Origin of the sequence: Vibrio sp. 1457 (genome assembly GCF_033340195.1) — a bacterium.
GTDB lineage: Bacteria > Pseudomonadota > Gammaproteobacteria > Enterobacterales > Vibrionaceae > Vibrio > Vibrio alginolyticus.
This window is the reverse complement of the sequence record NZ_JAWOWA010000016.1, coordinates 15,343-39,926: the sequence shown is the minus strand read 5'-3', so window position 1 is coordinate 39,926 and position 24,584 is coordinate 15,343. Positions and strand designations below refer to the sequence as shown.

General features: G+C 44.2%; 25 protein-coding genes. 14 read left to right on the top strand and 11 right to left on the bottom strand.

Translation table 11 applies throughout. From position 1 onward, the window contains the following. Positions 1-86 precede the first annotated feature (86 nt). The 4 genes from R7Z41_RS16595 to R7Z41_RS16580 all read left to right on the top strand — a co-directional run bounded on the left by R7Z41_RS16595 (position 87) and on the right by R7Z41_RS16580 (position 5,441). The gene (locus R7Z41_RS16595; RefSeq protein WP_225477760.1) at positions 87-488 is read left to right on the top strand and encodes a GFA family protein; all 402 of its coding nucleotides are present in this window, start codon (positions 87-89) and stop codon (positions 486-488) included. A gap of 153 nt (positions 489-641) precedes the next feature. Next, a complete protein-coding gene (locus R7Z41_RS16590; protein ID WP_005375484.1) occupies positions 642-1,313 on the top strand; it encodes a YoaK family protein in 672 nt (223 codons plus the stop codon). A 455-nt stretch (positions 1,314-1,768) separates the two neighbouring features. Next, entirely contained in the window at positions 1,769-3,133 is a 1,365-nt protein-coding gene (locus R7Z41_RS16585) for a YjiH family protein (protein ID WP_017635848.1), read from the top strand. Positions 3,134-3,569: 436 nt separating this feature from the next. Next, on the top strand, positions 3,570-5,441 hold the full coding sequence (locus tag R7Z41_RS16580; protein ID WP_225477762.1) for a methyl-accepting chemotaxis protein: 1,872 nt from the start codon (positions 3,570-3,572) through the stop codon (positions 5,439-5,441). Positions 5,442-5,585: 144 nt separating this feature from the next. Here the strand turns inward: R7Z41_RS16580 and R7Z41_RS16575 are convergent, their stop codons facing one another. From R7Z41_RS16575 to R7Z41_RS16565, 3 genes are all read right to left on the bottom strand, one after another. Further along, complete coding sequence (locus tag R7Z41_RS16575) at positions 5,586-5,915, bottom strand: hypothetical protein (RefSeq protein ID WP_206958952.1); 330 nt, start codon at positions 5,913-5,915, stop codon at positions 5,586-5,588. Between the two features lie 232 nt (positions 5,916-6,147). Beyond that, the gene (locus R7Z41_RS16570; RefSeq protein WP_005375474.1) at positions 6,148-7,305 is read right to left on the bottom strand and encodes an amino acid permease; all 1,158 of its coding nucleotides are present in this window, start codon (positions 7,303-7,305) and stop codon (positions 6,148-6,150) included. Positions 7,306-8,028: 723 nt separating this feature from the next. Continuing rightward, on the bottom strand, positions 8,029-8,340 hold the full coding sequence (locus R7Z41_RS16565; RefSeq protein WP_005375472.1) for a hypothetical protein: 312 nt from the start codon (positions 8,338-8,340) through the stop codon (positions 8,029-8,031). Positions 8,341-8,481: 141 nt separating this feature from the next. Here R7Z41_RS16565 and R7Z41_RS16560 point away from each other — a divergent pair, with 141 nt between their 5' ends. Further along, the gene (locus R7Z41_RS16560) at positions 8,482-8,814 is read left to right on the top strand and encodes a helix-turn-helix transcriptional regulator (RefSeq protein ID WP_225477763.1); all 333 of its coding nucleotides are present in this window, start codon (positions 8,482-8,484) and stop codon (positions 8,812-8,814) included. Positions 8,815-9,074: 260 nt separating this feature from the next. Here R7Z41_RS16560 and R7Z41_RS16555 read toward each other — a convergent pair whose 3' ends face one another. The 3 genes from R7Z41_RS16555 to R7Z41_RS16545 all read right to left on the bottom strand — a co-directional run bounded on the left by R7Z41_RS16555 (position 9,075) and on the right by R7Z41_RS16545 (position 10,855). After that, positions 9,075-9,323 carry a hypothetical protein gene (locus R7Z41_RS16555; RefSeq protein ID WP_318136382.1) on the bottom strand — a complete coding sequence of 83 codons (249 nt, stop codon included), beginning with the start codon at positions 9,321-9,323 and terminating at the stop codon, positions 9,075-9,077. A 167-nt stretch (positions 9,324-9,490) separates the two neighbouring features. Continuing rightward, the gene (locus R7Z41_RS16550; protein WP_042521512.1) at positions 9,491-9,877 is read right to left on the bottom strand and encodes a GlcG/HbpS family heme-binding protein; all 387 of its coding nucleotides are present in this window, start codon (positions 9,875-9,877) and stop codon (positions 9,491-9,493) included. A 9-nt stretch (positions 9,878-9,886) separates the two neighbouring features. After that, entirely contained in the window at positions 9,887-10,855 is a 969-nt protein-coding gene (locus R7Z41_RS16545; RefSeq protein WP_225477766.1) for an aldo/keto reductase family oxidoreductase, read from the bottom strand. A 141-nt stretch (positions 10,856-10,996) separates the two neighbouring features. Here R7Z41_RS16545 and R7Z41_RS16540 point away from each other — a divergent pair, with 141 nt between their 5' ends. Further along, positions 10,997-11,872 (top strand): LysR family transcriptional regulator, encoded by an 876-nt coding sequence (locus tag R7Z41_RS16540; protein ID WP_225477768.1) that lies wholly within the window; start codon positions 10,997-10,999, stop codon positions 11,870-11,872. A 9-nt stretch (positions 11,873-11,881) separates the two neighbouring features. On the opposite strand, the gene R7Z41_RS16535 is transcribed toward R7Z41_RS16540, so the two are convergent. Continuing rightward, the gene (locus R7Z41_RS16535; RefSeq protein WP_213885175.1) at positions 11,882-13,639 is read right to left on the bottom strand and encodes an SgrR family transcriptional regulator; all 1,758 of its coding nucleotides are present in this window, start codon (positions 13,637-13,639) and stop codon (positions 11,882-11,884) included. A 565-nt stretch (positions 13,640-14,204) separates the two neighbouring features. Here R7Z41_RS16535 and R7Z41_RS16530 point away from each other — a divergent pair. Both R7Z41_RS16530 and R7Z41_RS16525 read left to right on the top strand, forming a co-directional pair. Further along, positions 14,205-14,744 (top strand): redoxin domain-containing protein, encoded by a 540-nt coding sequence (locus tag R7Z41_RS16530; protein ID WP_005385152.1) that lies wholly within the window; start codon positions 14,205-14,207, stop codon positions 14,742-14,744. 511 nt (positions 14,745-15,255) lie between these two features. Continuing rightward, positions 15,256-15,939 carry a hypothetical protein gene (locus tag R7Z41_RS16525; RefSeq protein ID WP_170897035.1) on the top strand — a complete coding sequence of 228 codons (684 nt, stop codon included), beginning with the start codon at positions 15,256-15,258 and terminating at the stop codon, positions 15,937-15,939. A 195-nt stretch (positions 15,940-16,134) separates the two neighbouring features. Here the strand turns inward: R7Z41_RS16525 and R7Z41_RS16520 are convergent, their stop codons facing one another. Both R7Z41_RS16520 and R7Z41_RS16515 read right to left on the bottom strand, forming a co-directional pair. Then, entirely contained in the window at positions 16,135-16,500 is a 366-nt protein-coding gene (locus R7Z41_RS16520; protein WP_005375456.1) for a winged helix-turn-helix transcriptional regulator, read from the bottom strand. A gap of 167 nt (positions 16,501-16,667) precedes the next feature. Further along, positions 16,668-17,252, bottom strand: coding sequence for an NAD(P)H-dependent oxidoreductase (locus R7Z41_RS16515; protein ID WP_017635228.1), 585 nt, complete (start codon positions 17,250-17,252; stop codon positions 16,668-16,670). 270 nt (positions 17,253-17,522) lie between these two features. On the opposite strand from R7Z41_RS16515, the gene R7Z41_RS16510 reads away from it, so the two are divergent. Together R7Z41_RS16510 and arsB are read left to right on the top strand one after the other, a co-directional pair. Continuing rightward, a complete protein-coding gene (locus tag R7Z41_RS16510; RefSeq protein ID WP_005375451.1) occupies positions 17,523-17,864 on the top strand; it encodes an ArsR/SmtB family transcription factor in 342 nt (113 codons plus the stop codon). Positions 17,865-17,949: 85 nt separating this feature from the next. After that, on the top strand, positions 17,950-19,005 hold the full coding sequence (gene arsB / locus R7Z41_RS16505) for an ACR3 family arsenite efflux transporter (protein ID WP_042521522.1): 1,056 nt from the start codon (positions 17,950-17,952) through the stop codon (positions 19,003-19,005). A 36-nt stretch (positions 19,006-19,041) separates the two neighbouring features. Here arsB and R7Z41_RS16500 read toward each other — a convergent pair whose 3' ends face one another. Together R7Z41_RS16500 and R7Z41_RS16495 are read right to left on the bottom strand one after the other, a co-directional pair. Continuing rightward, entirely contained in the window at positions 19,042-19,821 is a 780-nt protein-coding gene (locus R7Z41_RS16500; protein WP_005385142.1) for an AraC family transcriptional regulator, read from the bottom strand. A gap of 19 nt (positions 19,822-19,840) precedes the next feature. Beyond that, positions 19,841-20,374 (bottom strand): YbhB/YbcL family Raf kinase inhibitor-like protein, encoded by a 534-nt coding sequence (locus R7Z41_RS16495; RefSeq protein WP_005375444.1) that lies wholly within the window; start codon positions 20,372-20,374, stop codon positions 19,841-19,843. 187 nt (positions 20,375-20,561) lie between these two features. Between R7Z41_RS16495 and R7Z41_RS16490 the strand changes: the two genes are divergently transcribed. The 4 genes from R7Z41_RS16490 to R7Z41_RS16475 all read left to right on the top strand — a co-directional run bounded on the left by R7Z41_RS16490 (position 20,562) and on the right by R7Z41_RS16475 (position 24,539). Further along, entirely contained in the window at positions 20,562-21,353 is a 792-nt protein-coding gene (locus R7Z41_RS16490) for a PhzF family phenazine biosynthesis protein (protein WP_017821512.1), read from the top strand. A 207-nt stretch (positions 21,354-21,560) separates the two neighbouring features. Beyond that, positions 21,561-22,511, top strand: coding sequence for an HlyD family secretion protein (locus R7Z41_RS16485; protein WP_017821513.1), 951 nt, complete (start codon positions 21,561-21,563; stop codon positions 22,509-22,511). A gap of 4 nt (positions 22,512-22,515) precedes the next feature. Next, on the top strand, positions 22,516-23,442 hold the full coding sequence (locus tag R7Z41_RS16480) for an ABC transporter ATP-binding protein (RefSeq protein WP_017635232.1): 927 nt from the start codon (positions 22,516-22,518) through the stop codon (positions 23,440-23,442). Next, complete coding sequence (locus tag R7Z41_RS16475) at positions 23,442-24,539, top strand: ABC transporter permease (RefSeq protein ID WP_017635233.1); 1,098 nt, start codon at positions 23,442-23,444, stop codon at positions 24,537-24,539. The genes R7Z41_RS16480 and R7Z41_RS16475 overlap by 1 nt, the downstream gene beginning before the upstream one ends. Positions 24,540-24,584: the final 45 nt, after the last annotated feature.

The window sequence follows — 24,584 nt, the reverse complement described above, 5'->3', positions numbered from 1 at the left end:
TTTCAAGTCCAGAGCTCATAACGAGCTAGTGACACAAGCTCTGTGCTCTAGGTCTATTGGTGTATTGGGACAAATAGGTAATCACGATGACAAAAACCATTCATACATGCGAGTGCGCCTGCGGTTTAGTTGAGATCCGTTGTAAGGGAGAGCCCACCCACACGTCTGTCTGCCATTGCTTCGAATGCCAAAAACGAACTGGCAGTGTTTTTGGGGTACAAGCTCGCTTTGAAAAAGAGCACGTCACTTTAAACGGTGAAGTCACTAGCTATACCCGAATTGGCGATGATGGCAGTGAGGTTCAGTATGACTTTTGTCCATCCTGCAGCACGACAATGAGGTTGTTCGTTTCTGCATACCCGGAAATCATGATCATTCCCGTCGGTCTATTTACCGATAAAGAGTTCCACCAACCTACCGTTTCAGTCTATGAACAAATGAAACACGGGTGGGTGAGTTTCGAATGCACAACGGAACACATCTGCTAGCGAGCAATCCGCGTTCACGTATTTACTTTGGCTCGGACAAACGACCTATAAGTGAGATTTTTTTGAGAATGATCAATCGAGTTTTACTGTAAAGGGTTTCGTAACTCGGTGTGAGCGTTATAATCGGCTCCTAATATTTGGTTGGGGTTTATTGTGATTTCCAGACTTCCTCGTTGGGTGGAATATGGCGCGTTTCTACTAGCTCTTCTCGCGGGCTGCGTCAACGCCGTTGGTCTTCTCGGCTTTCAACACCAAGCGATAACTCATCTTTCGGGAACCGTAACTCAGCTAGGGAACAGCTTGCTAACAGGTGTGGATAGCTCCATTCACCTGCTCTTCATCGTATTTAGCTTTTTGATTGGCGCTGCCTTTAGCGGCTTTTTTATTGAAAGCAGTGCGTTAAAGCTAGGACGAAGATATGGTGTTGCACTGTGCATAGAAGGAAGCTTGCTCTTACTCAGCTTGGGCTTTTTGGTGCAAGGGGATTTGTACGGCCAATATCTAGCATCAGCAGCATGTGGATTACAAAACGCAATGATCACCACGTTTAGCGGCGCAGTAGTCAGAACCACACATATGACCGGAATCATCACCGATCTAGGGATTATGATTGGAGAGAGCTTGAGAGGTCGTCAATTTGACCGACGTAAAGCAAAATTATTCCTATTCATTTTCTTTGGCTTTTTGTTTGGCGGCGTCGCGGGAGCGGCTCTATTTACGGTATATGGTTTATATACGCTGGTTTTCCCAGCAATATTGGCTTTTTCTACAGCTCTGATTTACTGGAGTTACCTATACATACTTAGCCGTCAACAAAAAGCATAAAATTTCGATCCGATTGAAGCGACATGCTTCAATCGGATTTGGCTCAATAGGTTCACACTGCAACGGTACAAGAAACGCTGAACGGTATTTTGACACCACTAAAAACCTTAAAATAGATAAGGCTAACTGAATTTCTGGCAAAGAAGTTAGTTAGATCAAAATCACATTTGTTTACCATTTTATTATTCCAGTCACAATGCGCCCCATAATTCACTGCGCAATTCGCCTCTCGTGCTACAATTTTCTAACACAAGCAACATATTCGCATACACTTAGACGTTATTTGACCAATTACCCGACAAATCGGCTGAATAACTAGATGTATTTAATGAATAGTATTGCAATGGATGCAGTTTGCGGGTACCCTCCGCAAAACTGTGATTAAATACGGATGTTTAGTGAATATTTATGTCATGGAAATGGCAAGTATTGACTAGTAGTAACACGAGACAACTATGCATAACACCACTAATGCTACTGAAGCTCCTAAGGGCAACTTTTGGATGTTTTTCATCCCTTCCCTAATTGGTCTTCTACTCTTTATGGCTCCGATCTCTTACGATGGCGGCCTAACCATTCCCGTTGCCGTGATGGCAAAAGTCATCCCAGCGGTGTTAGGCGATACCTTGATTGCTATCGTCACCAGTATCATCGCTTTCATGGCCGTTGCTTCTGTTCTTTGCAAAATTTTTAAGCCAGCTGCAATTTTACGTAATGGTTTTTTAAACGGTCTCTTCAACCCATCTCCACTTTGGCTCGTTGTTCGTTTAATCGGCGGCGCTGCCGTGTTAATGACGTTTTTCCAAGTGGGTCCAAAAGCAATTTGGGAAGAGAACACTGGCGGGCTTGTTCTTACTGGTCTCCTACCTACTCTGTTTGCCGTTTTCATTTTCGCGGGTTTACTGCTTCCGCTTCTTTTGAACTTCGGTCTTCTGGAGCTATTTGGTGCGTTACTCAGTAAAATAATGCGTCCGGTATTCAACCTACCTGGCCGCAGTGCAATTGACTGTATGGCATCTTGGTTAGGCGACGGAAGTGTTGGTATCTTGCTAACCAGCAAGCAATACGAAAATAAGTTCTACACTCAGCGTGAAGCGGCTGTTGTCGGGACCACTTTCTCAGCAGTATCGATCACGTTTAGCTTAGTTGTTATCGCTCAGGTAAAACTAGAGCACTTATTTTTGCCTTTCTACGGCGCTATCTGTCTAGCTGGTATCGTAGCTGCGATTATCATTCCTCGCCTGCCTCCGCTTAGTCTGAAGAAAGATCGCTACATTGACGGCAGCAACCCAGATAAAGACGCAGATGCAGTGCCAGAAGGCCACACCACATTCTCTTGGGGTATGGATCTAGCTCTTAAGCGTGCTGGTCAAGTCACATCGGTTCAGTCTGTATTTAAAGAAGGCGTACACAACGCAGTCGACATGGTATTTGGCGTACTACCTGTAGTTATGGGTCTTGGTACCGTTGCATTGGTGATTGCAGAATACACGCCTGTATTTGCAATTCTGGGTCAACCGTTTATCCCATACCTAGAGCTACTGCAAGTCCCTGAAGCTGTTGCAGCATCACAGACAATCGTTGTTGGCTTTGCGGATATGTTTATTCCAGCAATTTTAGCGGCCTCAATCGATAACGAAATGACACGTTTTGTTATTGCGGCAATGTCAGTAACTCAGCTTATCTACATGTCGGAAGTAGGTGCCCTACTGTTAGGCAGCAAAATTCCAGTAAACATTGTAGAGCTCTTCGTAATCTTCATTTTACGTACGTTAATCACATTACCTGTGATTGCTGGCGTTGCTCATCTTATTTTCTAAAATCGAGACGTCAATAAACAAAGGCTCCGCATCGTCGGGGCCTTTTTTATACCTAAAACTCCGTCCACATTAGACTTTTAGTAAAAAGCTCATAATTTACAAAGACAAAACTTCAACAAAACACCTGTCAGCACCAACAAAATTTTCATCACCTCACCTGTAAAGCCAGTTGATGCCACTGTTTGTTAAGCAATTCTTTTCATTATGACGATTTCATTAATTGAGCTCGCAAACATGATCACACTCACAAGTTTTAACGTAAATTGTCGGTTTGTTTAAATTTGGTTAAAAAAGACGACAAATGAGTTCATGTTTTTGACAAAGATGTCGATAAAAATATAACCAAACACAATAGGTTTCTCTTTATGCCCAATTCGCTCGGTTTAAAAGAGGCGAAAGCAAAGTGGAACCAACCGGGAGAATCAGAGGAAAGCTCATGAAATTCAGACATAAGGTTGTCACAGCCTCTTCATTTTTGCTGCTAATTACCGTGTCGTTATTGTCGACACAACAAGTTATGACCATCCGCTCCCAAACTCAGGAGCAAATCGACTCAAGTGTAAACGAGATATTGACCAGTGTTGGTAACACTGTGCAATCAGAAATGAATGCAAAGAAGGATCTCGCTCGCTCCATTACTGAAGTGATTGAGCTTGACCCCAGTTCACATGGCTATGTTCAAAACATACTTGAAAGACCGACGCCAAAAAGCAGCTTCCTTGCCATCGGTTTTGGTTATGAAAGTAATGGCTTTGTGATTGAAAATGACGACGGCTGGGATGCGGGTCCAGACTACGACCCACGTCAGCGTCCTTGGTTTATTGCAGCTAAGAGCAAAGGCGATTTGGTCGTAACCGATCCGTACGTCGATGCGTCTTCGAAAAACGTTATCATCTCTGTTGGTACGCCAGTAAAAGAAAATGGCCAGTTTTTAGCCGGTATGTTTTATGACCTCGAATTAACTACCCTTTCTGATCTGGTCAACCAAGTGGATCTGTTTGATGCTGGTTACTTATTTCTGATCACCGCTGATGGCACAACCATTGCTCACCCTCAAAGTAAGTATAACGGCGAGAAGGTCGGTAGCTACCTCCCGCAAATCGAACTTACGCAATCAGCACAACATGTTGAGATTGATGGCAACCGCTACATGGTTAACCTGACTCACATTCCTGGCGAGAACTGGTATGTAGGTTCGGTGATCGATGAAGCTGTTGCCTATTCTGCCGTAGGAGAGCTTCGTAACAACGCTATTATTTATTCAATCATTGCCGTGATTGCATCTATTATCGCCCTAACTCTGTTGATTCGCACTCTCATGCGTCCTTTGGACACGCTAAATAATGCGATTAAAGATGTAGCATCAGGGAAAGGCGACCTTACACAACGCCTCGAAACAGATACTGACCAAGAGTTTTCTGAGCTTGCCACAAACTTCAATACGTTCATGGAGAACTTACAACAGCAAATCATTGAGTCGAAACGTATTTCTGATCAAATTTTAAACGGAACTCAAATCACCGCTGAGGGCGCAAAAGACTCGGCAGGCGCAATTCACACGCAGCTGCAAGAGCTAGAACAACTTGCTACCGCGATGCATGAGATGTCTGTCACCGCGACAGAGGTTGCTAATAATGCGCAAGGTGCGGCAAGTGCAGCCAAAGAAGCCGACCAAGCAACGGTTGAGGGGTCTTCTATCGTTGGTGAATCGACACAAACGATAAACATGCTTTCCGATAGCATTGACCTTGCAGTCGAAGAAGTACAAGTGTTGGAATCTGCTACCGCCAATATCGAAACGATTCTAAAAGTCATCAACGATATTGCGGACCAAACAAACTTACTCGCGTTGAATGCCGCAATCGAGGCTGCACGTGCGGGAGAATCTGGCCGAGGCTTCGCCGTTGTTGCAGATGAAGTACGTACACTGGCACAACGTACTCAAGAGTCGACAACAGAGATTCGTACTATGATTGAGCAACTACAATCTGGCGCTTCATCTGTGGCAAATGCCATGCATCAAAGCAAAGGTAGTGCTATAGAGGCCGTTGAAAAAGCGGGTTTAGCAAATAGTGCGTTACAACGCATTCGTGACGCGATTCAGCGTATTTCCGATATGAACTTGCAAATTGCCTCAGCAGCTGAAGAGCAAAGCCTTGTCGCTGAAGAGATCAACAACAATACGGTGAATATTAAAGACCTATCGACTCAAGTCGCCGAATCGGCAAATCGAACCAACGACGCGATGCAGGCGCAACAAGAAGATGTACATAAACAAGATCAAATCTTAAATAGATTTACTGTCTAACACTCATCTAAGCAAAAACAGCGAGCATCGGCTCGCTGTTTTTGTTTTTAACCCTCTACCCTAGTATTGGTCGATGTTACGTGTGCCATGTTGGTGCTTTTAAGCTCAACATTACAAGAACGCCGACTATGTGTCCTTTCAAGTTTAATTGAACTCGACATGGATATAGCGATCCTTAAAACGGCGATAATAACGGTCGTCCACTTTTAGATAAGTGAAATCTCCAATCTTTATGTAGGTACTATTCCGAGGAATTCGGTCATGGTAATAGTAACTGCGCCTTGGTCGTCGGTTCTCAACATAAATAACATCACGATGTTTGTGTTTATGCTTGTGTTTATGATGGTGGTGATGCGCATGATGGTGATCGTACCGATGTCGATGCTTATGCTTCGGGTCAGCCACCGCTTCTGTACTCAACACACCTAAAGACAACATAACGCCAACCATGGCAAAAGATAATTGCTTTGACACAACAGAGCCTCTTATTCATATCAACATCGATATAATAGAAGGGTGAATCACTGTACATGTCAGCCTTTCGCTAAGGAGTTTTACTAAAAAGTCAGCACTAACCGTGATTATCAGAGAAACGTCAAACATCACAAATGCTGATGACTTTGAGTGGCCTAGATTCGGCTATGAATACAAAAAAGCCGCCCGTTTGACTACGAGCGGCTCAGTTTTTAAATAAGCTAGCGTGATTTTATACTGCTTGGGCAAACAGCAAGAAACAGCCGAATAGGAAGATCATGCTCATTCCCATTGCGCCGCCACCAGCTTCATAAATATTGTCATCTTCTACCGGCACTCGGCGCACTTTCATGGTCATTGATAATGGGACAAAGACCGCGAGAAACACAAGAATAATCCCCGCGTAGCTGAGAATAGCTAGGAAGTGTTCTGGCGCAAATACAGCACCTAATAGTGGTAGCACAAAAGTAGTAACAAAAATCACTGGCTTACTTGCTTTCAGTAGGTCTGCATTTTGATCGTATAGCGCCATTGCAACACCTAAGAACGACGTTAGCAGTGCCAAACCAGTAAACATGGATAGGATGAACTCTAAGCCCTCGTATTGCTGACCTAGTACCGAGATCAACTCTGTTACGTTGGAGTATTGAACAAGCTCATGAGGTGGTAGGTTGCCGACAACCGCTAACAACCATAACAGGTAACAAACAAGCGGAATAGTTGAACCCACGATAATCATATTACGCAGTTGTGTTTTACTCGCTTCTTTGTTGTAAGTTACAAGCGATGGGATCACGACCATAAAACCGAAACTGGTGAAAAGCACCGAACTGGTTTTGATAAGTGCCATTTTATCGTCGCTCACAACCTCATCAAGTCCTTCAAACGAGACGCTTGGTGCAAGCGCAAAAAGTGTCAGGATCAGCGCTACGATCATGCCTAGGAACAAACCGCGATTCAGCTTATCTACTACCCCTGTACCTGCCGAAACAATGATACCAACTAAAAGAGTAAAACCGACTTGGCTTGAGATCGTAGATGTTGGAAGCCCAATTGAGGCTGTTACTTTTTGTACGAGATCACCCGCACCAATGATGTAAGCCATTAATAGACAAACTAACAGGGCGTAAAGCAAGCTGTTGGTTACCAACTGGCCTCCTTTACCAAGCGTTTCGCGAGCAATTGCATTCATGCTCACACCACCACCTACTTTGCAACTGGCTTCAAGAAGGAGCAGCGCAGCATAAGTCGTTCCAGCCCAGATGAACAACATAAGAAGAGTGCCCCAAAGGAGGCCAAATTGAGCAAGCACCATTGGTATAGCAAGCATACCAGCGCCAAGAGCAGTACCTGCAACGATCAGGGAGCTGCCGACAAGTTTTAGGTTCACGGTTAATACCTCTAAATTCAATCCGTTAATTTCTCGCCAGTTGTGCTTTATCTAAAGCACACAGCAAAACGCTCCGACTTAGTCAAAATTTGGTTACAAGAGCACTATGTTACAAGAGCCCTGTATGGCTAAGAAAACATGCAACAAAAGGTGGTTAATCATTTGCACATGAACACTTGAGAGTCATTTTTGGCGATGTCATCGTTGATGAAATGTGCGCAACTTTGGGTTCGAAGCAAAATTGTTCATCTTAATTCATCAACCCCATTCGTTATGAATGGATTTGGTTCGAAAAGATTGTAAGGCATAAGCAGGACGATTGAAAAGCAAAAGGTCAATCTTATAGCGATATATTTTAACAACTCTTATCTTTTACCTAAGATGTGTTGTTTTTTTCGTCACTAATTAGTCTTTTATCGCTTAAAGAGAAGGAAGAACGTGCTCAATGGCTCAATTTGGCTGGGTGTACAGATTAATTTACAGTTTAAGTGAAGGTGTTAGATTCCAAGGACGTAGCCTAGATCGGACAATATCGCTATTATTCGCTGCGTACCGACACTGTTCGGTTCACATACCTCTAAACACTGATTTACGGTTCGAAAATATAGGTAAATGAGTGTCCGAATGCTGGGTGTGGTTCCCCAGCATTTGCATCCTTTCTTTTAGATGTCATCAATTGATCGAAATTGCGTAAATCTTGTATCGCCCGACTTTACGACTGTGTTAATACGCTTTATCTAGCGCGCCAATGATATAAGTTAACACTGGAATACCCATATCGGCGACCTGCTTCTCAGTCTCACTCATGTTTTCATGCGCCATCCGCAGCTCTACTTCACTTATCGATTCTTTGTGAAGGTAAAGCTCTTTGTAGTTCATCAATCGCTGTTGTGACTGTTGAATCAGTGTCACAACATTCTCTTTAGTCTCACGATGTTGCTGATCAATTTCACTAAATAAATGATCTAAAATGCGTTGCATTTTGCGAATAGAAGCTTTCGTTTCTATTGATTTGTATGATTGATACTTTTCCATTGAGTTAATAACTGACTAAAATATTTACGTTTTTATAAGACAGTTATTTTTATACTGATTGCAAAGCAGGTAAATATGTGGTGGTTAAACTGGTCCACTTCTTGCTCCGTTTAGGTCAAAACTGTCCTTTCAGGAGAGCACATGCAGGTAGACCCTATAATTCAAGCACTGATCGCAAGACGAAAATCGAATGGCCTCTCCCGTGAGCAAATGGCAAACATCGCTGGAATGAGCGTAAAAACATATCAAAGGATCGAGCGCGGAGAGTCCGATCTTAAACTCTCACAATATCGTGCCATATTACGTTCGCTTCATTTGACTGACCTAGATATTGCTTTAGATGTACGTGATGTTCAGCATGTCACAGCAAATGACCTAACGGCCGTGGCGAGATTGCTCTCACCGGAAGCTCAGTCCCTGCTCGTTCGCCTATTATCGTTAGTCCTTGAACAAAAGAACAAGAAAGATGATTAACGACATTGCTCATACCCAAACGATGAATGCCCTGTTGAGCGTTGAAACATGAATCGTTTAGACAAAAATAAAACTCGTCAAATGACGAGTTTTATTCTTTATATCAGTCCGTTACTCTAGGCTTTTCAATTCCGATGTATCAACGCCTTTTATTGCATCTTTCGCCACCTTATCAGGATCAAAGACATCACGTTCTTCATATGAATTATCAATCATGCCTTGTCCTATCGCGGTCGCCTGCTTTTGTAACTTGTTACCCTCTACCTCACCAGCATCCCAGCCTCACCAGCATCCCAGCCTTGCCGATAATCTGAGTCGGTTTGATACCTTGTTTCGTCCTTAATATAGTGTTCAAAATCATTCCCTGCCTCTTGCATACCACTATGCCGACCGTCATGAAAGCCTTGGATATAAGCTTCATCATAACCGCTCTCTTTTAACGCGCTGTCACTCGTACCACAGCCTGAGAGGAGAACAAAAAATAGCGAAACGAATACCTTATGAAACATATTTAGGCCTCAAAGCTTTCAAATAAATTAATCATAGTTCGCGATTTCAACTTCTGCTTACTTCAGGCTATTAGATAGCATTGTGACTCGACGAAGCCTGTGAACTTGAGTCCCTACAGTGAGTACAAAGCTGGACAAAGCATCACACCTACTGATAAACATTATACTCAACGCGCGTTTAATACTTCCATCGCAAGTGCTTCATCATCTTGCTCAGCCAAACCACTGATACCAATTGCACCGACGATTTTCCCCTCTTGTTCTATAGGCACACCACCCATAAAGCCTGTGATCTTCGGGTCAGTCCAATAACTCAACTGCTTACCCGTCTCACGAGCCCAAGCGCCCAGATTGCCGCTAGGTTGGCGGTCTCTAGCCGAGGTGTAAGCTTTGTTCTGTGCCAACAAACCTGCTTGTACGCTCACATCATCCATTCGGGCAAAACCGAGCAATTCACCATGCGTATCAACCACGGCAACCGCAATGTTTTGCTTGCGAGCAGTCGCAATTTCCAATGCCGTTTGAATTAGAGTTTGAACTTGTACGTATTTCATTTTTCTCTCCTACGGGATCTCATGACCAAGGGTTTTCTCGAACAAGCCATACCAATGGCTACGTGATAGCGTGACGCTCTCTACTTGAGCACAAGCGCGAATACGTTGTGGGTTTGCAGTACCAATAACAGGTTGAATTTGGCTTGGGTGACGCGTCAGGAAGGCTAAAACAATCGCCTCAGACGACATGCCATATTCAGCTGCTAGCGCCATTACCATCTCCGCCGTCTGTCTGGTGTTGTGATCATCAGAATGTAAGCCACGCTCTGAGAATCTTCCTTGCGCCATACTGCCCCACGCTTGCAGTTGGATATTGTGCCTACGGGCATGTTCCAGTGTTCCCGCAACGTAGTCAGATGCGGACGAAGGAAGCCCCATATCTTGCTTGATGAAGTCAGACTTAGCCAGACTCATTTCCAACTGGTTCGCCACAATAACTTCGCCCGTTGCTTGTTGAAGAAGATCAATTTGAGCACTGTTCATGTTAGAAACACCGAAGTGGTTAACTTTGCCAGCTTGTTTCAGTGCTTGGAGCGCTGTGCCCAGTTCTTCAAATTCAACCAGAGGATCAGGACGATGCAGCATCAAAACATCAAGGTTTTCCACGCCAAGGCGCTCAAGAATGCCCTCAACAGAAGCCGTCACCCATTTGGCAGAGAAGTCATACTGCTTAACACCTTGCTCATCTCCTAGACGGATGCCGCACTTGGATTGCAGATAAATTCGTTCTCGTAAGGTTGAGTCATTGGCTAAGATGCGCCCAAACACTTCTTCAGCCTTACCGAATTTGTAGATATCCGCATGATCAAAGAGATTGATGCCAACCTCTAATGCTGCCTCTACAGCGGCATAAGCTTGGTTTTCATCTTGGGCGGTTAATGGGTTGCGATTCCACTCCCCTCCAAGTCCCATACAGCCGAAGACCAAGCGGCTAACGTTAGGTAAGGTTTTGGCGAGCGGTAGTGTTGGATTGTTCATCGTTATTCTCACTTTTCCGATTTCTGCATCTTCAATTTCTTAAATTAACTCGAACCATCTTACCGTTCGTAAAAATTAGTTTAATACCGTAAAATCGAATTCATTATCCTCGTTACCGAACAATTAAAGCGAGCAATAAAGATGGCAGATTATAAGAGAATCGAAAAACTGATGCTGTTTGCTGAAGTGGCTCAAACACTCAACTTTTCTAGAGCAGCAGAGCAACTTGGTATCTCTAAAAGTTACCTGTCGGAACAAATCAAGCGACTGGAATCGGAACTCGCCACGCCTTTGATTGTTCGAACCACACGCAGCGTGAGATTGACGGCAGAAGGTGAATCGATCTTTGCACAAGCGGAAGATCTCAAACGCCGCGTAATGGAAATGGAAAAGAGTTTAAGTCAGCAATCTGAGCAAGTAGACGGTCTGATTCGTCTTACTGCTCCCAAGATGTTTGCCGAAGCGGTGCTGCATGATTTGTGTGTGGCGTTTCGCGCTTTACATCCAAACGTAGAGTTCGAGATTCTTTCTAGCTATCAAGCGTTTAATCTGACGGAAACCAGCGTCGACTTTGCGTTTCGAGCAACAAGAACGCCGCCCGAGAATATGATTGCGCATCACCTTTTGGACTACCACCACTGGCTGGTTGCCTCACCTCTGTATCTGCAAGAAGAAGGTACGCCAGAGACGTTAGCGGATTTAAAACAGCATCAATGCTTAACCACATTGCATCAAAAAGAGTGGCCGTTAAAAACGGGAACAGTTCAAACCCAAGGTTGGCTTTCAAGCAATGAAAACCGCTTACTCAAAGAATCAGCCTTGTCTGGCAATGGCATTGCTCGGTTAGCAAGTTACTTTGTCGAACAAGACGTTGAGCACGGCCGTCTAGTGCAGGTTTTATCGGAAGAAACCGACCACCAGCACAACGCGGTGTACTTGGTGTATCCGCAGCTCATTTATCAATCGGCGAAAACCAGAGCCTTCATTGAATTCGTGAAGCAGCACTTTGCTATATAACTAAGGCAGTTAATCCGCAGACCACACCGAGCGGATATCTGGCCAACCCCAGTTAGTAAGAGCGACGTCTTCTAAAACACCTTGGAAACGCAAAGTTTGTGTATGGTGGAACATGGGTGCAATCCAATACTCGCTGATCAACGTCGATGCAATTGGCTCCAATGTATTAAGGTAGTCCTCAAGTGGAACGAAAGATCTGACTCTCTGTAGTTGTTCATCTAACCATTTTGCGTTCTTTTCTCCCAAAGTGTGGAATAGCACAGCGTTGCTGAAGAAGTTCGTGAACGCAGAGGCATGACGATTATCATCTAGGTTTATGTTCGTTACGACCATTGTCTCATTTAGCTCACCGTTCTTAGCCTTCTCGTTCAGCTCACGGTAGGAATACATAACAATTTCTACTTTACTGCCAACACTCGCCAAACGATTAGAAATAGCCCGCGCACAGCGACGCAACGCGGTATAGTTATATCCTGCTATCGTAATGTGTTTAGGTAACTTAAGCGGCTCACTGAACGGACGGAGAACTGGCTTCCAACCTGGTAGCAGGTTATAAGCGGGTATACTCCCAAATACAATATTCTCGCGGCGCATCACTTCGGCCAAGCGCTCAGGTTGAATTAGCTCACTAATATAACGGCGCTGCGCTAAAGAGAGTTTGTGCTTAGCGTGCTGATTAAATAAGGCGAATAAGCAACCATCTTCTATTCGACTACGCTTGCTCGCCGATGAGTTTTCTCGGTTTTGCGTCGACATATAGTGTCCACATAAATCCTCCTCGGGCGAAGCATCCCTTTGCAACGTATTTGCTGCCAATGACGGGTTCTCCATTTGCTCGTCATTAACAATCCAGATAGTCACCAAATCCGTTAGAACTCTACATGCATAGTAACCATTAAATGCTTGCAGTTTTAAACGACTTTCATTGTGCTCGACAACAGAGAATGGGCCACTTCCGACCACCAGCTTGTTATTCGCTACGTTAACTTGGCTTACTGGTTGAATGCCGTATTTCACTCCAGAAATAAGTCCAGCAAAGCCCAAGTCAGCTCGATTAAGCTTAAAAACAACTTTCAATGGCGTTGGCGCAGTAATGTTAGCAACATGTGCCAACTCTTTTTCGTAGTACTGTAGTGAACTCAACTTTGCAAACAAGCTAACCACTGTTTCTGCATCAATGGAATTACCATTATGAAAAGTCAGACCTGGACGAAGGTAGAAAGTCCATTCGTAGGTGTCTTCGTCATAACGCCAGTGATGTGCGAGTTCTGGTTGCACTTTCCCATTGTGATCACTCGAAACTAAGCAACAATAGATTTGCCTTAATAAGAAACGTTCGCTGCTACGCTGAAGTTGATGTGGAACGACGCGCTCAAACATTCGCTTATAGGTTAATTGAATATTGAGCTGTCCTTCTTGAACAGAAGCACCAGACGTTGTTTTTAACAAACGGCCAAATGCCATTTCGTCTTCATCTAATATCGCCAGTGCTTTTTCATACTTGCCTAACTTGATACGTTCAAGAGCCAAGCTCTCTTTTAAAACATCTAACTCCATATTCAGAATAAGAGTCGATCGTTGGTTCCGCCCAGCTTTCGGGTGCCAGCTCAACCACGCCTTCTGCTGCATCTGCGTTAGCAGGCTACGAGCATGCCGAGAAGAAGTGAACATGATGTCGGCAATGTCCTGTAACGTGGTTTTTGTTTCATCACCAACGCTAAACGAGAGTAATCGTTGGTAATAGCGAAACAAATTGAGATCAGACACTGAATCAACCTTAGATCTGTGAAGTTTGTGGATAGGAATAGTTTACTTAAGTTGGCGGGAATAAAATAAGAAAACTTCCTAATTATCTGTTCCCCTTTTCCACAATTAACCTCCAAATTCGGCTTTAAAGCCCCATATATTTACGTTATTAGGAAAAAAGCCAACAAAAGCACTCTCTTTTTTATATCCCCTTTTATACACATAATTTACTCGTCAGCGTAAAGGAGGAAGAAATGAAGAAGCCAATGATGGCGTACTTTTTTCAGCAACGCCTAGCTCAATCGAGTAATAAAATAGAAGTGATGACTCTGGTCTATCTTAACGATATGTTCCAGTGGTCATAGCCTAACCTCAAGCAGAACTTAGCTCCTGATACTACACCCCCACTTCGTTGTATCTTAAGTTCTGCTTTTTCATCTTTTGCACTCTAATACCTTATTGCAGGTTACTAAAAGTTAACTAGTTGAAACACCGCAAAACAGAGTCTACATTGAAGTCTCATCCCCCAATCGCTTTGTTGAGAAAGGGGCATTCATGGATATACACCACCAATTCGGGAGTCAATATGGCAACTTCAGTGAAACTTAAAGCGGGCGACAGCTTCCCTCATCTTCAAGCCACTTTGCTAGATGGTTCAAGCGTAACGTTGGGTCAGCCGCAAGGTGATGCGACTTGGCAAGCAGTATTCGTTTATCGGGGTAAACACTGCCCTCTTTGTACTAAGTACCTCAACGAGCTTGAGAGTTACAAACAGGCTTTCGCTGATGCTGGCGTCGATATTCTTGCCGTTTCTGGCGATTCAAAAGCACAGCTAGAGGGGCATCTAGAGAAACTCGAAATCAGCTTCCCTATCGCTTACGGCCTGACCGAAGAACAAATGAAAACGCTAGGCTTGTATGTATCTATTCCTCGATCTGAACAGGAAACCGATCATAATTTCGCAGAACCAGGTCTGTTTGTGGTGAATGAACACGGCGACTTACACGTGGTGGATATTTCAAACAACCCGTTTGTTCGCCCTGAGCTTGGCGCACTATCACGCGGATTGGCATGGATTCGCGATCCAAACAATAACTACCCTATCCGTGGCACATTGGATTACTAATATCTTCTACACCCAAGTAAACTTTCTATCCTTAAATAAGCTAGGATTCTTGCCTTGGTGAGAATAACTTAGAATGCATATCAGGTCCGTGAGATCTGATATGTATCAACAAGTTGGAAATAGAGTCCTTGTTCATTATACAACGCCTTGATGAAAAACAAGATCAGTGAAGCCCAGGCTCCCCTCAAACAACGTTAGTTATTTACTTCTAAGTCACTTTCACGATAAATACATGAAATTAAGACTAAAAACTTAGACTTAACGGATATATAAATCATAACGGTACCTACACAAGTAGTTGGCTAGCGATTATTATCCTATTGCAACTCAAAATTGTGCAATTCTAATAATTCATACCATAAATGAAAACATAGATACCGTAAGAGACAAAATAAAAGCAAACGATTAAATTACCAATAAAACACCGTTCAATTAAAATAAAAACATTTCACTTTATAAAAATGTAATTAATCGTTATTTGCAATCACACATCTTAATTGAGAAATACAGTATGAATAAAATCTCTTTGCTTTATATGTCCGTTTGTATCGGATTAGTTGGATGCGGTTCAGGAGGAAGCGACAACGATCCAGCAAAAGATATACATCCCACCATTTCAAATCCGGAACAAGTCAACGCAATGACGGTGGACAAAGGTCATTTCTATTGTTCTGTAAACCAACAAAAACTGGAACACGGAGGGACATCTGCAACTATGTCCTACCTCATTGAAAAGAAAAGAAATTCTACGGTTGTCGACGATTATGAATGTACCGAATACGGTTTAAAGAAAGGTGAGTCAATTATCGTCACTAAAAGTGCAATTGAAAACTTTTCATACTCAAAACATTATAAAAGCACGAAGAAGAATGACATTAATAGGTTTAAAATCATCTACCCTACAGGGCTTACGACTCCGATTAATAAAGATTATGAAAAAATTACGATCACGTATAATACGGAGAGACCTGACGTTAACATTAAGATAATTCAATATTTTGACGAAAAGTCTAAATTATATACCATCAAAAAATATGAAAGCCACGTTAACGACAACTCACCAATAGGTTTAGTTGAGAAAGAGGAATTCGATAAATATTCCGATTTTGAAAAGAAACTGGAATTAAATAGTGCTTTTTTAAATTCAACTGAAGTGAGTGATTTATTCTACAACTTATTAAGTATGATAAAATAATAACTAAAAATCAAAAACTTAAAAAGTACGATTATGCTCAAGTAGCTTCGATATGCCTGACTCGAAAGAGTACGTTGTTTTACGAAACAAATTACGATTTAAATGAAGCACATCTAAGTTACTTGGGTATAAACGGCGATGTATTGTTAATCAGCTTTCAAAAGAGAGTAACGTTTGCGATTAACTACTTTGGTCTTAACGAAGCTCAATTTGATGCTTTTCAGACCAAATTCGCAAATCATCAAGAATCTTAAGTGCGGTACGGCCGAACTCTGTTAGTTCATAGCTTACGGCAATTGGGCGGTCGCTGATCACTTTACGCACCACCATACCTTCCGCTTCTAGCTCTTTAAGACGTTGGTCGATCATCTTTTTACTTGCACCGCCTAGCATGCGTGCTAAGTCATTGAAACGAACTGGGCCGTCTTTCAAATGATAAATCAGAGAACCTTTCCATTTACCACCAATTAGACGCATCCCTTTCTCGATAGCACATGGCTCCGCACATACGTTCGCCACTGACTTACGACCTTTGCTATCTACACTGATTCTGCTTTCCACAATACACCTCAAGATACGCACCTAATCTAGGTAACGAAAAGTAAGCTAGATACATTTAGTGCTTTAGAGTAATAAAAACGTCACCTCGCCGCAAACAAATAAAAATGGACCGCGTACAGCAGTCCATCTCAATTCATCATTCAGTTCGCACTATCTTTCTAAAAGGATTAGAAGTTTTCGTTAATGTGAGCTTCGAAACGAACAAAATCGTTTTCGATATCTGCGTTCTTCATCACGTCGTAGCAAGCGAATGTAGGTAATGCTGACATACCAAAGAAGCGGAAGTTAGCGTGCATGTGGAACATCAAATCATCCACGCCTTTACCTTGGAATAGGTATTCGCTCTCATCATCAAACGATTCTTCTGGCGCGTTGAATGTCAGTGAAAGCATGTATTTGCTGTTGGTTTGAGTACCGCCTGTACCATAGTTTTTCTTTGGTTCTTCTGCGCTACGGCCATCAAATGCACACAGTGCGCCGCCCATACCCGCAGTAAACACGTCGTCCATGTATTTTTTGAATGACCAAGGCACAGACATCCAGTTGATTGGGCTTTGGATGATCACGCGATCAGCCCATTCAAAGTGTGCGAGTTGCTCATCTACGTTGATCTCATCTTGCATTGTCACAACGCGAACTTCATGGCCTTTTGCTTGCAGAAGCGTCTGTGCTTTGTCGACAAGAGAAGCATTTAGACGACCTTCTGAATATGGTGATGGTTCGTGTGCATTGATGATCAGTACGTTGCTCATGGGATTACCTTTAAATAAGTTCACAAGATGACGCAGTAACCATTGTGCGTCGGATGTGGTTTATTATGGTAACCTAGAAGTATAGTGCAATTAGTTAACTTTTAGTAACCTACTTAATTTTTAATTATATCACTGTTTTTAAAAGATATATTTTTTCAACTTTTTATCCATCGTTATTTCACGATTAATTTTTTCATCGATTTGTTGCATCTTCCACAGAGCAGGCGTACACTTTATCGCAATTCGACGATTAACTATTAAGGCCAGCGAATGAGTGATAAGTGCAAGGACACGTGCGAAGTCGTTTTTCAGACAACGCAACAACAGCTCGAGAAAGAACAAACTCTAGCAGCGCAAGCAAAAGCTTTGTCGCATCCAGCACGTTTGCGCATTCTGCATATCCTGCACACGCTCGATACCATGGGCGGTTGTTTGAACAGTGATTTGGTTTCTGAACTGGGTCTTGCGCAATCTACTGTTTCCGAGCACTTGCGTATTCTAAAGCAAGCAGGCTTTATCAGCGCCGAGCCAAATCCACCTAAGGTGTGTTACCGCATTCAACGCGACGCGTTTGATCAGTTCAATCTAGGATTTTCCAAGTTATTTGATTAATGCCCTTTGCACGCTGTTCAGGCGTGCAGAGATAAACTATACCTTTAACTATCGCCTTTCGACGATAAACGAATAAGAGAACACTATGACTACTCAAGTTTTAAATAGTGCCAGCGACAAAATGAGCTTCTTGGACCGTTACCTAACGGTGTGGATTTTTGTGGCAATGGCAATCGGTGTAGGTATTGGCGCAGCATTCCCTCAAGTTGCTGAGTGGAACGAGTCAATGTCAGTTGGTAGCACAAACGTACCGCTAGCGATTGGTTTGATTTTGATGATGTACCCGCCACTCGCAAAGGTGAACTACAACTTGCTAGGCACAGTGACGAAAGATAAAAAAGCGATCACGCTGTCTTTGGTCATGAACTGGATTGTCGGCCCTATTTTGATGTTCATCCTTGCATTGACTTTCCTAGGTGATCATCCGGGTTATATGGTTGGTATCATTCTGATCGGTCTTGCTCGTTGTATTGCGATGGTATTGGTATGGAACGATATCGGTGGCGGTAACAAAGAATACGGCGCAGCCCTAGTTGCACTAAACAGCGCTTTCCAAATCGTGACTTACAGTGTGATGGCATGGTTATTCATCACTGTGTTGCCACCAGTCTTTGGTTACGAAGGTTTCGTGGTTGATATCTCGATGATGGACATCGCGGAAAGCGTTCTGATTTACCTTGGTATCCCATTCCTAGCGGGCTTCCTAAGCCGTAAATGGCTTGTCGCTGCGAAAGGTGAACAATGGTACAACGACGTGTTCATCCCACGCATTTCACCAATTACGCTTATCGCCCTGCTTGCGACCATCGTGCTGATGTTCAGCTTGAAAGGTGAAATGATTCTTGAACTGCCAATGGATGTATTCCGTGTAGCAATTCCACTGGCTATCTACTTTGTGTTGATGTTCTTTGTCAGCTTCTTCGTTGGTAAGAAAATGGGCATCGACTACGACAAAAATGCGTCGATTGCCTTCACAGCAACAGGCAACAACTTTGAATTGGCTATTGCGGTTTCTATCGCGGTGTTTGGCCTAAACTCAGACCAAGCTTTTGCTGGTGTCATTGGCCCGCTGATCGAAGTGCCTGTGTTGATTGCTTTGGTGAATGTAGCATTGCGAATGAAAGCCAAATATTATGACTAACCTAAAAAGCACAAAAAATACGAAAGCGGTAAAACATTAACTCACTACCGTTTTAATATACTCGCTGGGCGTTAGGCCGAACTTACTTTTAAAGCGTTGGCTAAAACGCCCCTCTGACTGATAACCACACAACTGTGCGAGCATAGCAACGTTATACGAGCCATTTTGCATCAAGTAAAGTGCGTGATTTAAGCGCACTTCTGCCAATACTTCACGATACTGGGTACCTTCTTGTTTCAATTTGCGTATCAATGTTGCTCGGCTCATAGCAAAATGCCCCGCGACCATGTCTAATGGATGCTCCTCCCCTGGAGAGCGCGATAAGTAACGACTAAGTTTCTGACTAAAAGAGATATGTGAACTCGAGAACAACCGATGCAATAACCCTCTCTCAGCTAGCTGCTGATATAGGCCCATAATCCAATAGCGTTGTGTCGCTTCACTTAAGCTTTCCCGCTCAAACGAAAACAAAGCATTTAACGTCGCTTGCAATGCTTTATCTGTCTCAACAACGGGTACATAGTTTCCTAATGCGTTGCTCATGCTTAGCTCCAACATTTCATCGCTAGGCACACAGTGAAAACTGAACATTCGAGAAAGAAATCGCCCTTGTAGAGGAAGATTTTCAAAATTTAGGGATGCATTTGCTTCACAAAGCATGATATTTGGATGATGGATGTCGAGTACTTCGTCTTTCCAGAAAAGATGTTTACTCCCCTTAACAATCTGAATAAGGCTTGGGGAGTGAATCCTGACATTACGAAGCTTCTGCTGCTGCTCCGCACGAAACAGCGTAACCTGATATTGGTGACCCATTCTCTCCCCTTATATTCAATTATCGCGTGTAAGTCGTGGTTAATGTCGCTTTACCCAAAGCAACACTATTCAAAGTAAACCCTACAATGGCTGGTGGCGTGTTTTCATCCAAATTCAGTTCTTCAGTTGGCAATGCCCACACCGTAAACTGGTAACGATGCATCCCATCATTCTTTGGAGGACACGCGCCGCCGAACCCCGTTGTGCCGTAGTCAATACGAGATTCTTTGCCGCCTAACTTGTTCATATCAATGCCTCGAGGCAGCTCGCTAACGGTGGATGGAATATTAAACGCTATCCAATGCCAAAAACCACTGCCTGTTGGCGCATCGGGGTCATACACGGTGATCGCAAAACTTTTTGTGCCCTTTGGAGCTTCTTTCCACATCAATTGTGGTGATTGATTCCCGCCATCACATCCCCAACCAGAGTATTCAAATGTCTTCGCCATCGGGTGGCCTTCTTGAATATCTCTACTCACGAGTTCAAATGCATGGGCAGAACCGACCGCAAAAACACTCAATGCCAAAACTGATTTGTAGATCGCTTTCATGTTTTTCTTCCTTTCAATGAATTCAACACTAGTGTAAGTACCCAGCAGTCCGAACCCTTGTCAGTAAGTATCAAAAAACACAAAATAATCTATAATTTTGACACTTTAAGATTCTAACACAAATTTCTTACTCTCTTAATTGCACTTGGTTTATGCTAATTAATCGCTCACGGAACAAGGAAGGAAAATGGAATTGGATATCTACGTGGTGGACGCCTTCACCGATACGCAATTCAAAGGCAACTCAGCAGCGGTGATACCATTAGAGGAATGGCTAGCCCCAGAATTGATGCAAAATATCGCGACAGAAAACAACTTATCAGAGACGGCTTTCCTAAAGTCCATTGGCGCAAACCAATATGAGATTCGTTGGTTCTCTCCGATTACTGAAATCGATTTCTGTGGACACGCAACACTGGCCTCTTCGTTAGTTCTGTTTGATGAGTTTGGCATTAATGGCACGATTGAATTTCATACTCTGGAAGTAGGGACCCTCACCGTAGAGAAGAATGCGCAAGGTAAGATCGAGATGACGTTCCCTGCTCGTCCTCCAAAAGCCGTTTCTGATATTCCCTCGGCATTGATTGAAGGCCTAAGTTGCGATGTGGAACGCGTACTGCTTAGCCCTCAAGCGTATTTCGTGGTGGTCGGCAACCAGCAGGAGGTACTTGAGGTTCAATACCGTTCAGAGCACCTCAAGACACTCGCTCCTTACGATGTGGTCGTTACCGCAAAAGGCGATCAACAAGACTTTGTATCTCGTTACTTTTGGCCTGCAAATGGTGGTGACGAAGACCCCGTAACTGGCTCGATTCACGCTGGGTTAGCACCGTTCTGGGCAGAAGCGTTAGGCAAAACATCACTGGTCGCTTACCAAGCTTCTCAGCGCGGAGGCATTTTGCACTGTGAAGTTACTGGCGAACAAGTAAGAGTATCTGGCGACGGCGTGCTCTACATGAAAGGCAAGATTTTTGTTTAAATGATTTTCATGTAATCAACTTAAAAGAGCCAAGTAAAGCACGGCTTCCGCAGGATCAAGCCAGCTTCAATAATTAATCAATTGATGAATATTGAAGGAATTAACTTCCTAGCCGGACAAAACTGACTCACGTTACACTGAATGCAGTCCCATACTCTTCTATAGCTTGATACGAGTTCGAGCTCACCTTCTTAGAGGAAGCGTCGCATGATGAAGCGAATCATTCTTGGCACCCTAGCCCTGACTCTTTTAACTGCCTGTTCCAAAGATGACGGACAGCAAGCCCTTGGCACATTAGAACGTGACCGCGTAACCTTCACTGCCACCTCTAGCGAGATAATTCGTGCCCTACCCATTAAGGAAGGCAGCCAAGTCACCGAAGGAGAAGTGCTGGTTCAGCTCGATACAAAGAACCAAGAAGCCGTTTTAGCTCACGCAGTTGCCGAACAAGCCAAGGCTGACGCCTATCTTTTGAAATTGACCAATGGTGAGCGACCAGAAGACATTGCCGCAGCGCAAGCACGCGTTGCCAGAGCGGAAGCTCAATTGGTTGAAGCGCAAAAGAACTACCAACGTAAAGCGGAGTTAGTCCGCAAGAAACTCATCAGCCAATCAGAAAAAGACACCGCTTTAGCAGCCAGAGATTCTGCCCGCGCTGAATTGGACTCCTCACAAGAAGAGTTCAGTAAACTGACGGCTGGCTCTCGCCCTGAAGATATTGAACAAGCGAAAGCCGCACTCATGGCTGCAAAAGCCGATGTAGCACTGCAAGAACAAAAGCTGGCAGAACTCACCATCACGGCCACGCGAGATGGCTTGTTAGATAACCTACCGTTTAACCTTGGTGAACGCGTTCCTGTTAATGGTATTGTTGCCGTAATTCAAGCCAGCCGCGTCCCATACGCTCGCGTTTATGTTCCTGCTAACTATCGAGTCGACTTTGTGCCGGGTAAAACGGTTAACGTGCATGTAGATGGCGTTGAGCAACCGTATAGCGGCACCGTTCGTTGGGTAGCAACTGAGCCTTCATTCACGCCCTATTTCGCGCTTACCGAGGAAGAACGCTCGCGTTTGATGTACCTAGCAGAAGTCGACCTACAAGACTCCGCACAATCCTTGCCTTCAGGTATCCCAGCGCAAGTGGATTTGGTGGAGTAAGCCAATGACCGAATACGCGATTCAAGCTGAAAATGTAGTGAAGAAGTTTGGTGACTTCACCGCCATCAACAACATCACGCTTAATGTGCCCAAAGGCAGTATTTATGGTTTTCTTGGCCCCAACGGCTGCGGTAAATCGACAACCATTCGTGTGTTAACAGGCCTACTCAGCCCAAGTGAGGGCAATGTTGATGTACTAGGACTCGAGATCCCAAAACAATCGGAATTGCTGCGCCTCAAGATTGGCTACATGACACAAAAGTTTTCCCTCTATGATGACCTGACGGTTCAAGAGAATCTTGAGTTTATTGGACAAATCTTTGGTATGGAAACCAAGGCCCTAAAGGCTCGCATCGAAGAACAACTAGCCACCTACGGTCTCGACCAACTGCGTAAACAGCGCGTCGGAGGAATGAGCGGCGGCCAGAAACAACGCTTGTCTCTCGCCGCAGCCACCATGCATAAACCAGAACTGTTGTTTCTCGATGAACCCACGTCTGCGGTTGACCCAGAGAACCGACGCGATTTCTGGGAGCAGTTGTTTGATCTCTCTGACCAAGGTACGACGATTTTGGTCACAACGCACTACATGGATGAAGCGGAGCGTTGCCATCGTCTGGCTATCATGGAAGCTGGGGAAATCCGCGCCGATGGTGAGCCAGAAGAACTCATGACGCAAATGGGCGTTAACATCGTCGAAGTCAAAGCGGATAACTTACGCGAGCTAAAAGAGAAAGTCATTCGACGCGAAGAAGTCCGTTCTGCCGCACAGCTCGGCATTCGCTTACGCATTTTGATCCACCAGCACATCGAACAACCGATCGAATGGTTAACCCAAACCTTTCCAGAGCTTGAGGGCTGCGAGATGAACATTGCTCGCCCGAGCTTGGAAGATGTGTTTGTCAGTGTTACGGGAGAAGGTCGCCAATGATGAAATCTATTGCCCGTATGAAAGCGGTAATGATCAAAGAGATCCGTCAGCTTTCACGTGACCGCATTACCTTTGGCATGGTCGTGATGATCCCGTTGATTCAGCTCCTGCTGTTCGGCTTTGCCATTAATACCGATATTCGCAACATTCCCGTTGGCGTCGTCGATCAAAGTGGCAGTACTGCCGGGCGCGTGATTACCGAGTCCGTCAAAGTCACACAAGTGGTCGATGTGGTCGAAACCTTCGCTACCGCATCAGAAGCCGAGCAAGCCATTCAAGACGGCTTGGTACGAGCGGCTTTGATTCTGCCTAGCGACTTAACCCAACGTATGGTGCAAGGTCGAGAACTTGGACAGTGGATTGTGGATGGTTCAGACACCATGATCAGCTCTGCGATTCTCTCGCTACAAACCATGCCGTTAACGGATTTTGATTTTGAGATACGCCCTGCCCCAACCAAAACCTTTGAAGTTGCGCTGTATTACAACCCGAGTCGGCGCTCGGCGGTGAACATTGTCCCCGGTTTATTGGGCGTGATTCTGACTATGACGATGATCTTGTTCACTAGTGCAGCCATTGTTCGTGAGCGGGAACGCGGCAATTTAGAGTTACTGATTACTACGCCAATCCACTCCATCGAACTCATGGTGGCGAAGATCATTCCCTACATCTTTGTTGGTCTGATACAGGTGTTTATCATTTTAGGCTTGGGGCACTGGATATTTGGCGTGCCAATAAACGGCGCCATTAGTCAGATACTGTTTGGCACGCTGCTGTTTATCGCCGCGAGTTTAACCTTAGGTTTGGTGATATCCACCATTGCGACGACACAGCTTCAGGCCATGCAGATGACGGTGTTTATTCTTTTGCCATCGATTCTTCTGTCCGGATTTATGTTCCCTTATGAAGGAATGCCCGTCGCGGCACAATGGATCTCAGAAGCCCTGCCTGCCACTCACTTTATGCGCATTATTCGTGGTGTGGTGTTGCGTGGTGCAGATTTAATGGAGCTATGGCGAGATACAGTCTGGTTACTTGGATTCACTGTTATCGGCCTTATTGTCGCTTCATTTCGCTTCAAAAAATCACTCGACTAATCCCACGATATTGCGTTCATTCCTTAAAAACAAAAATAGCCCCAA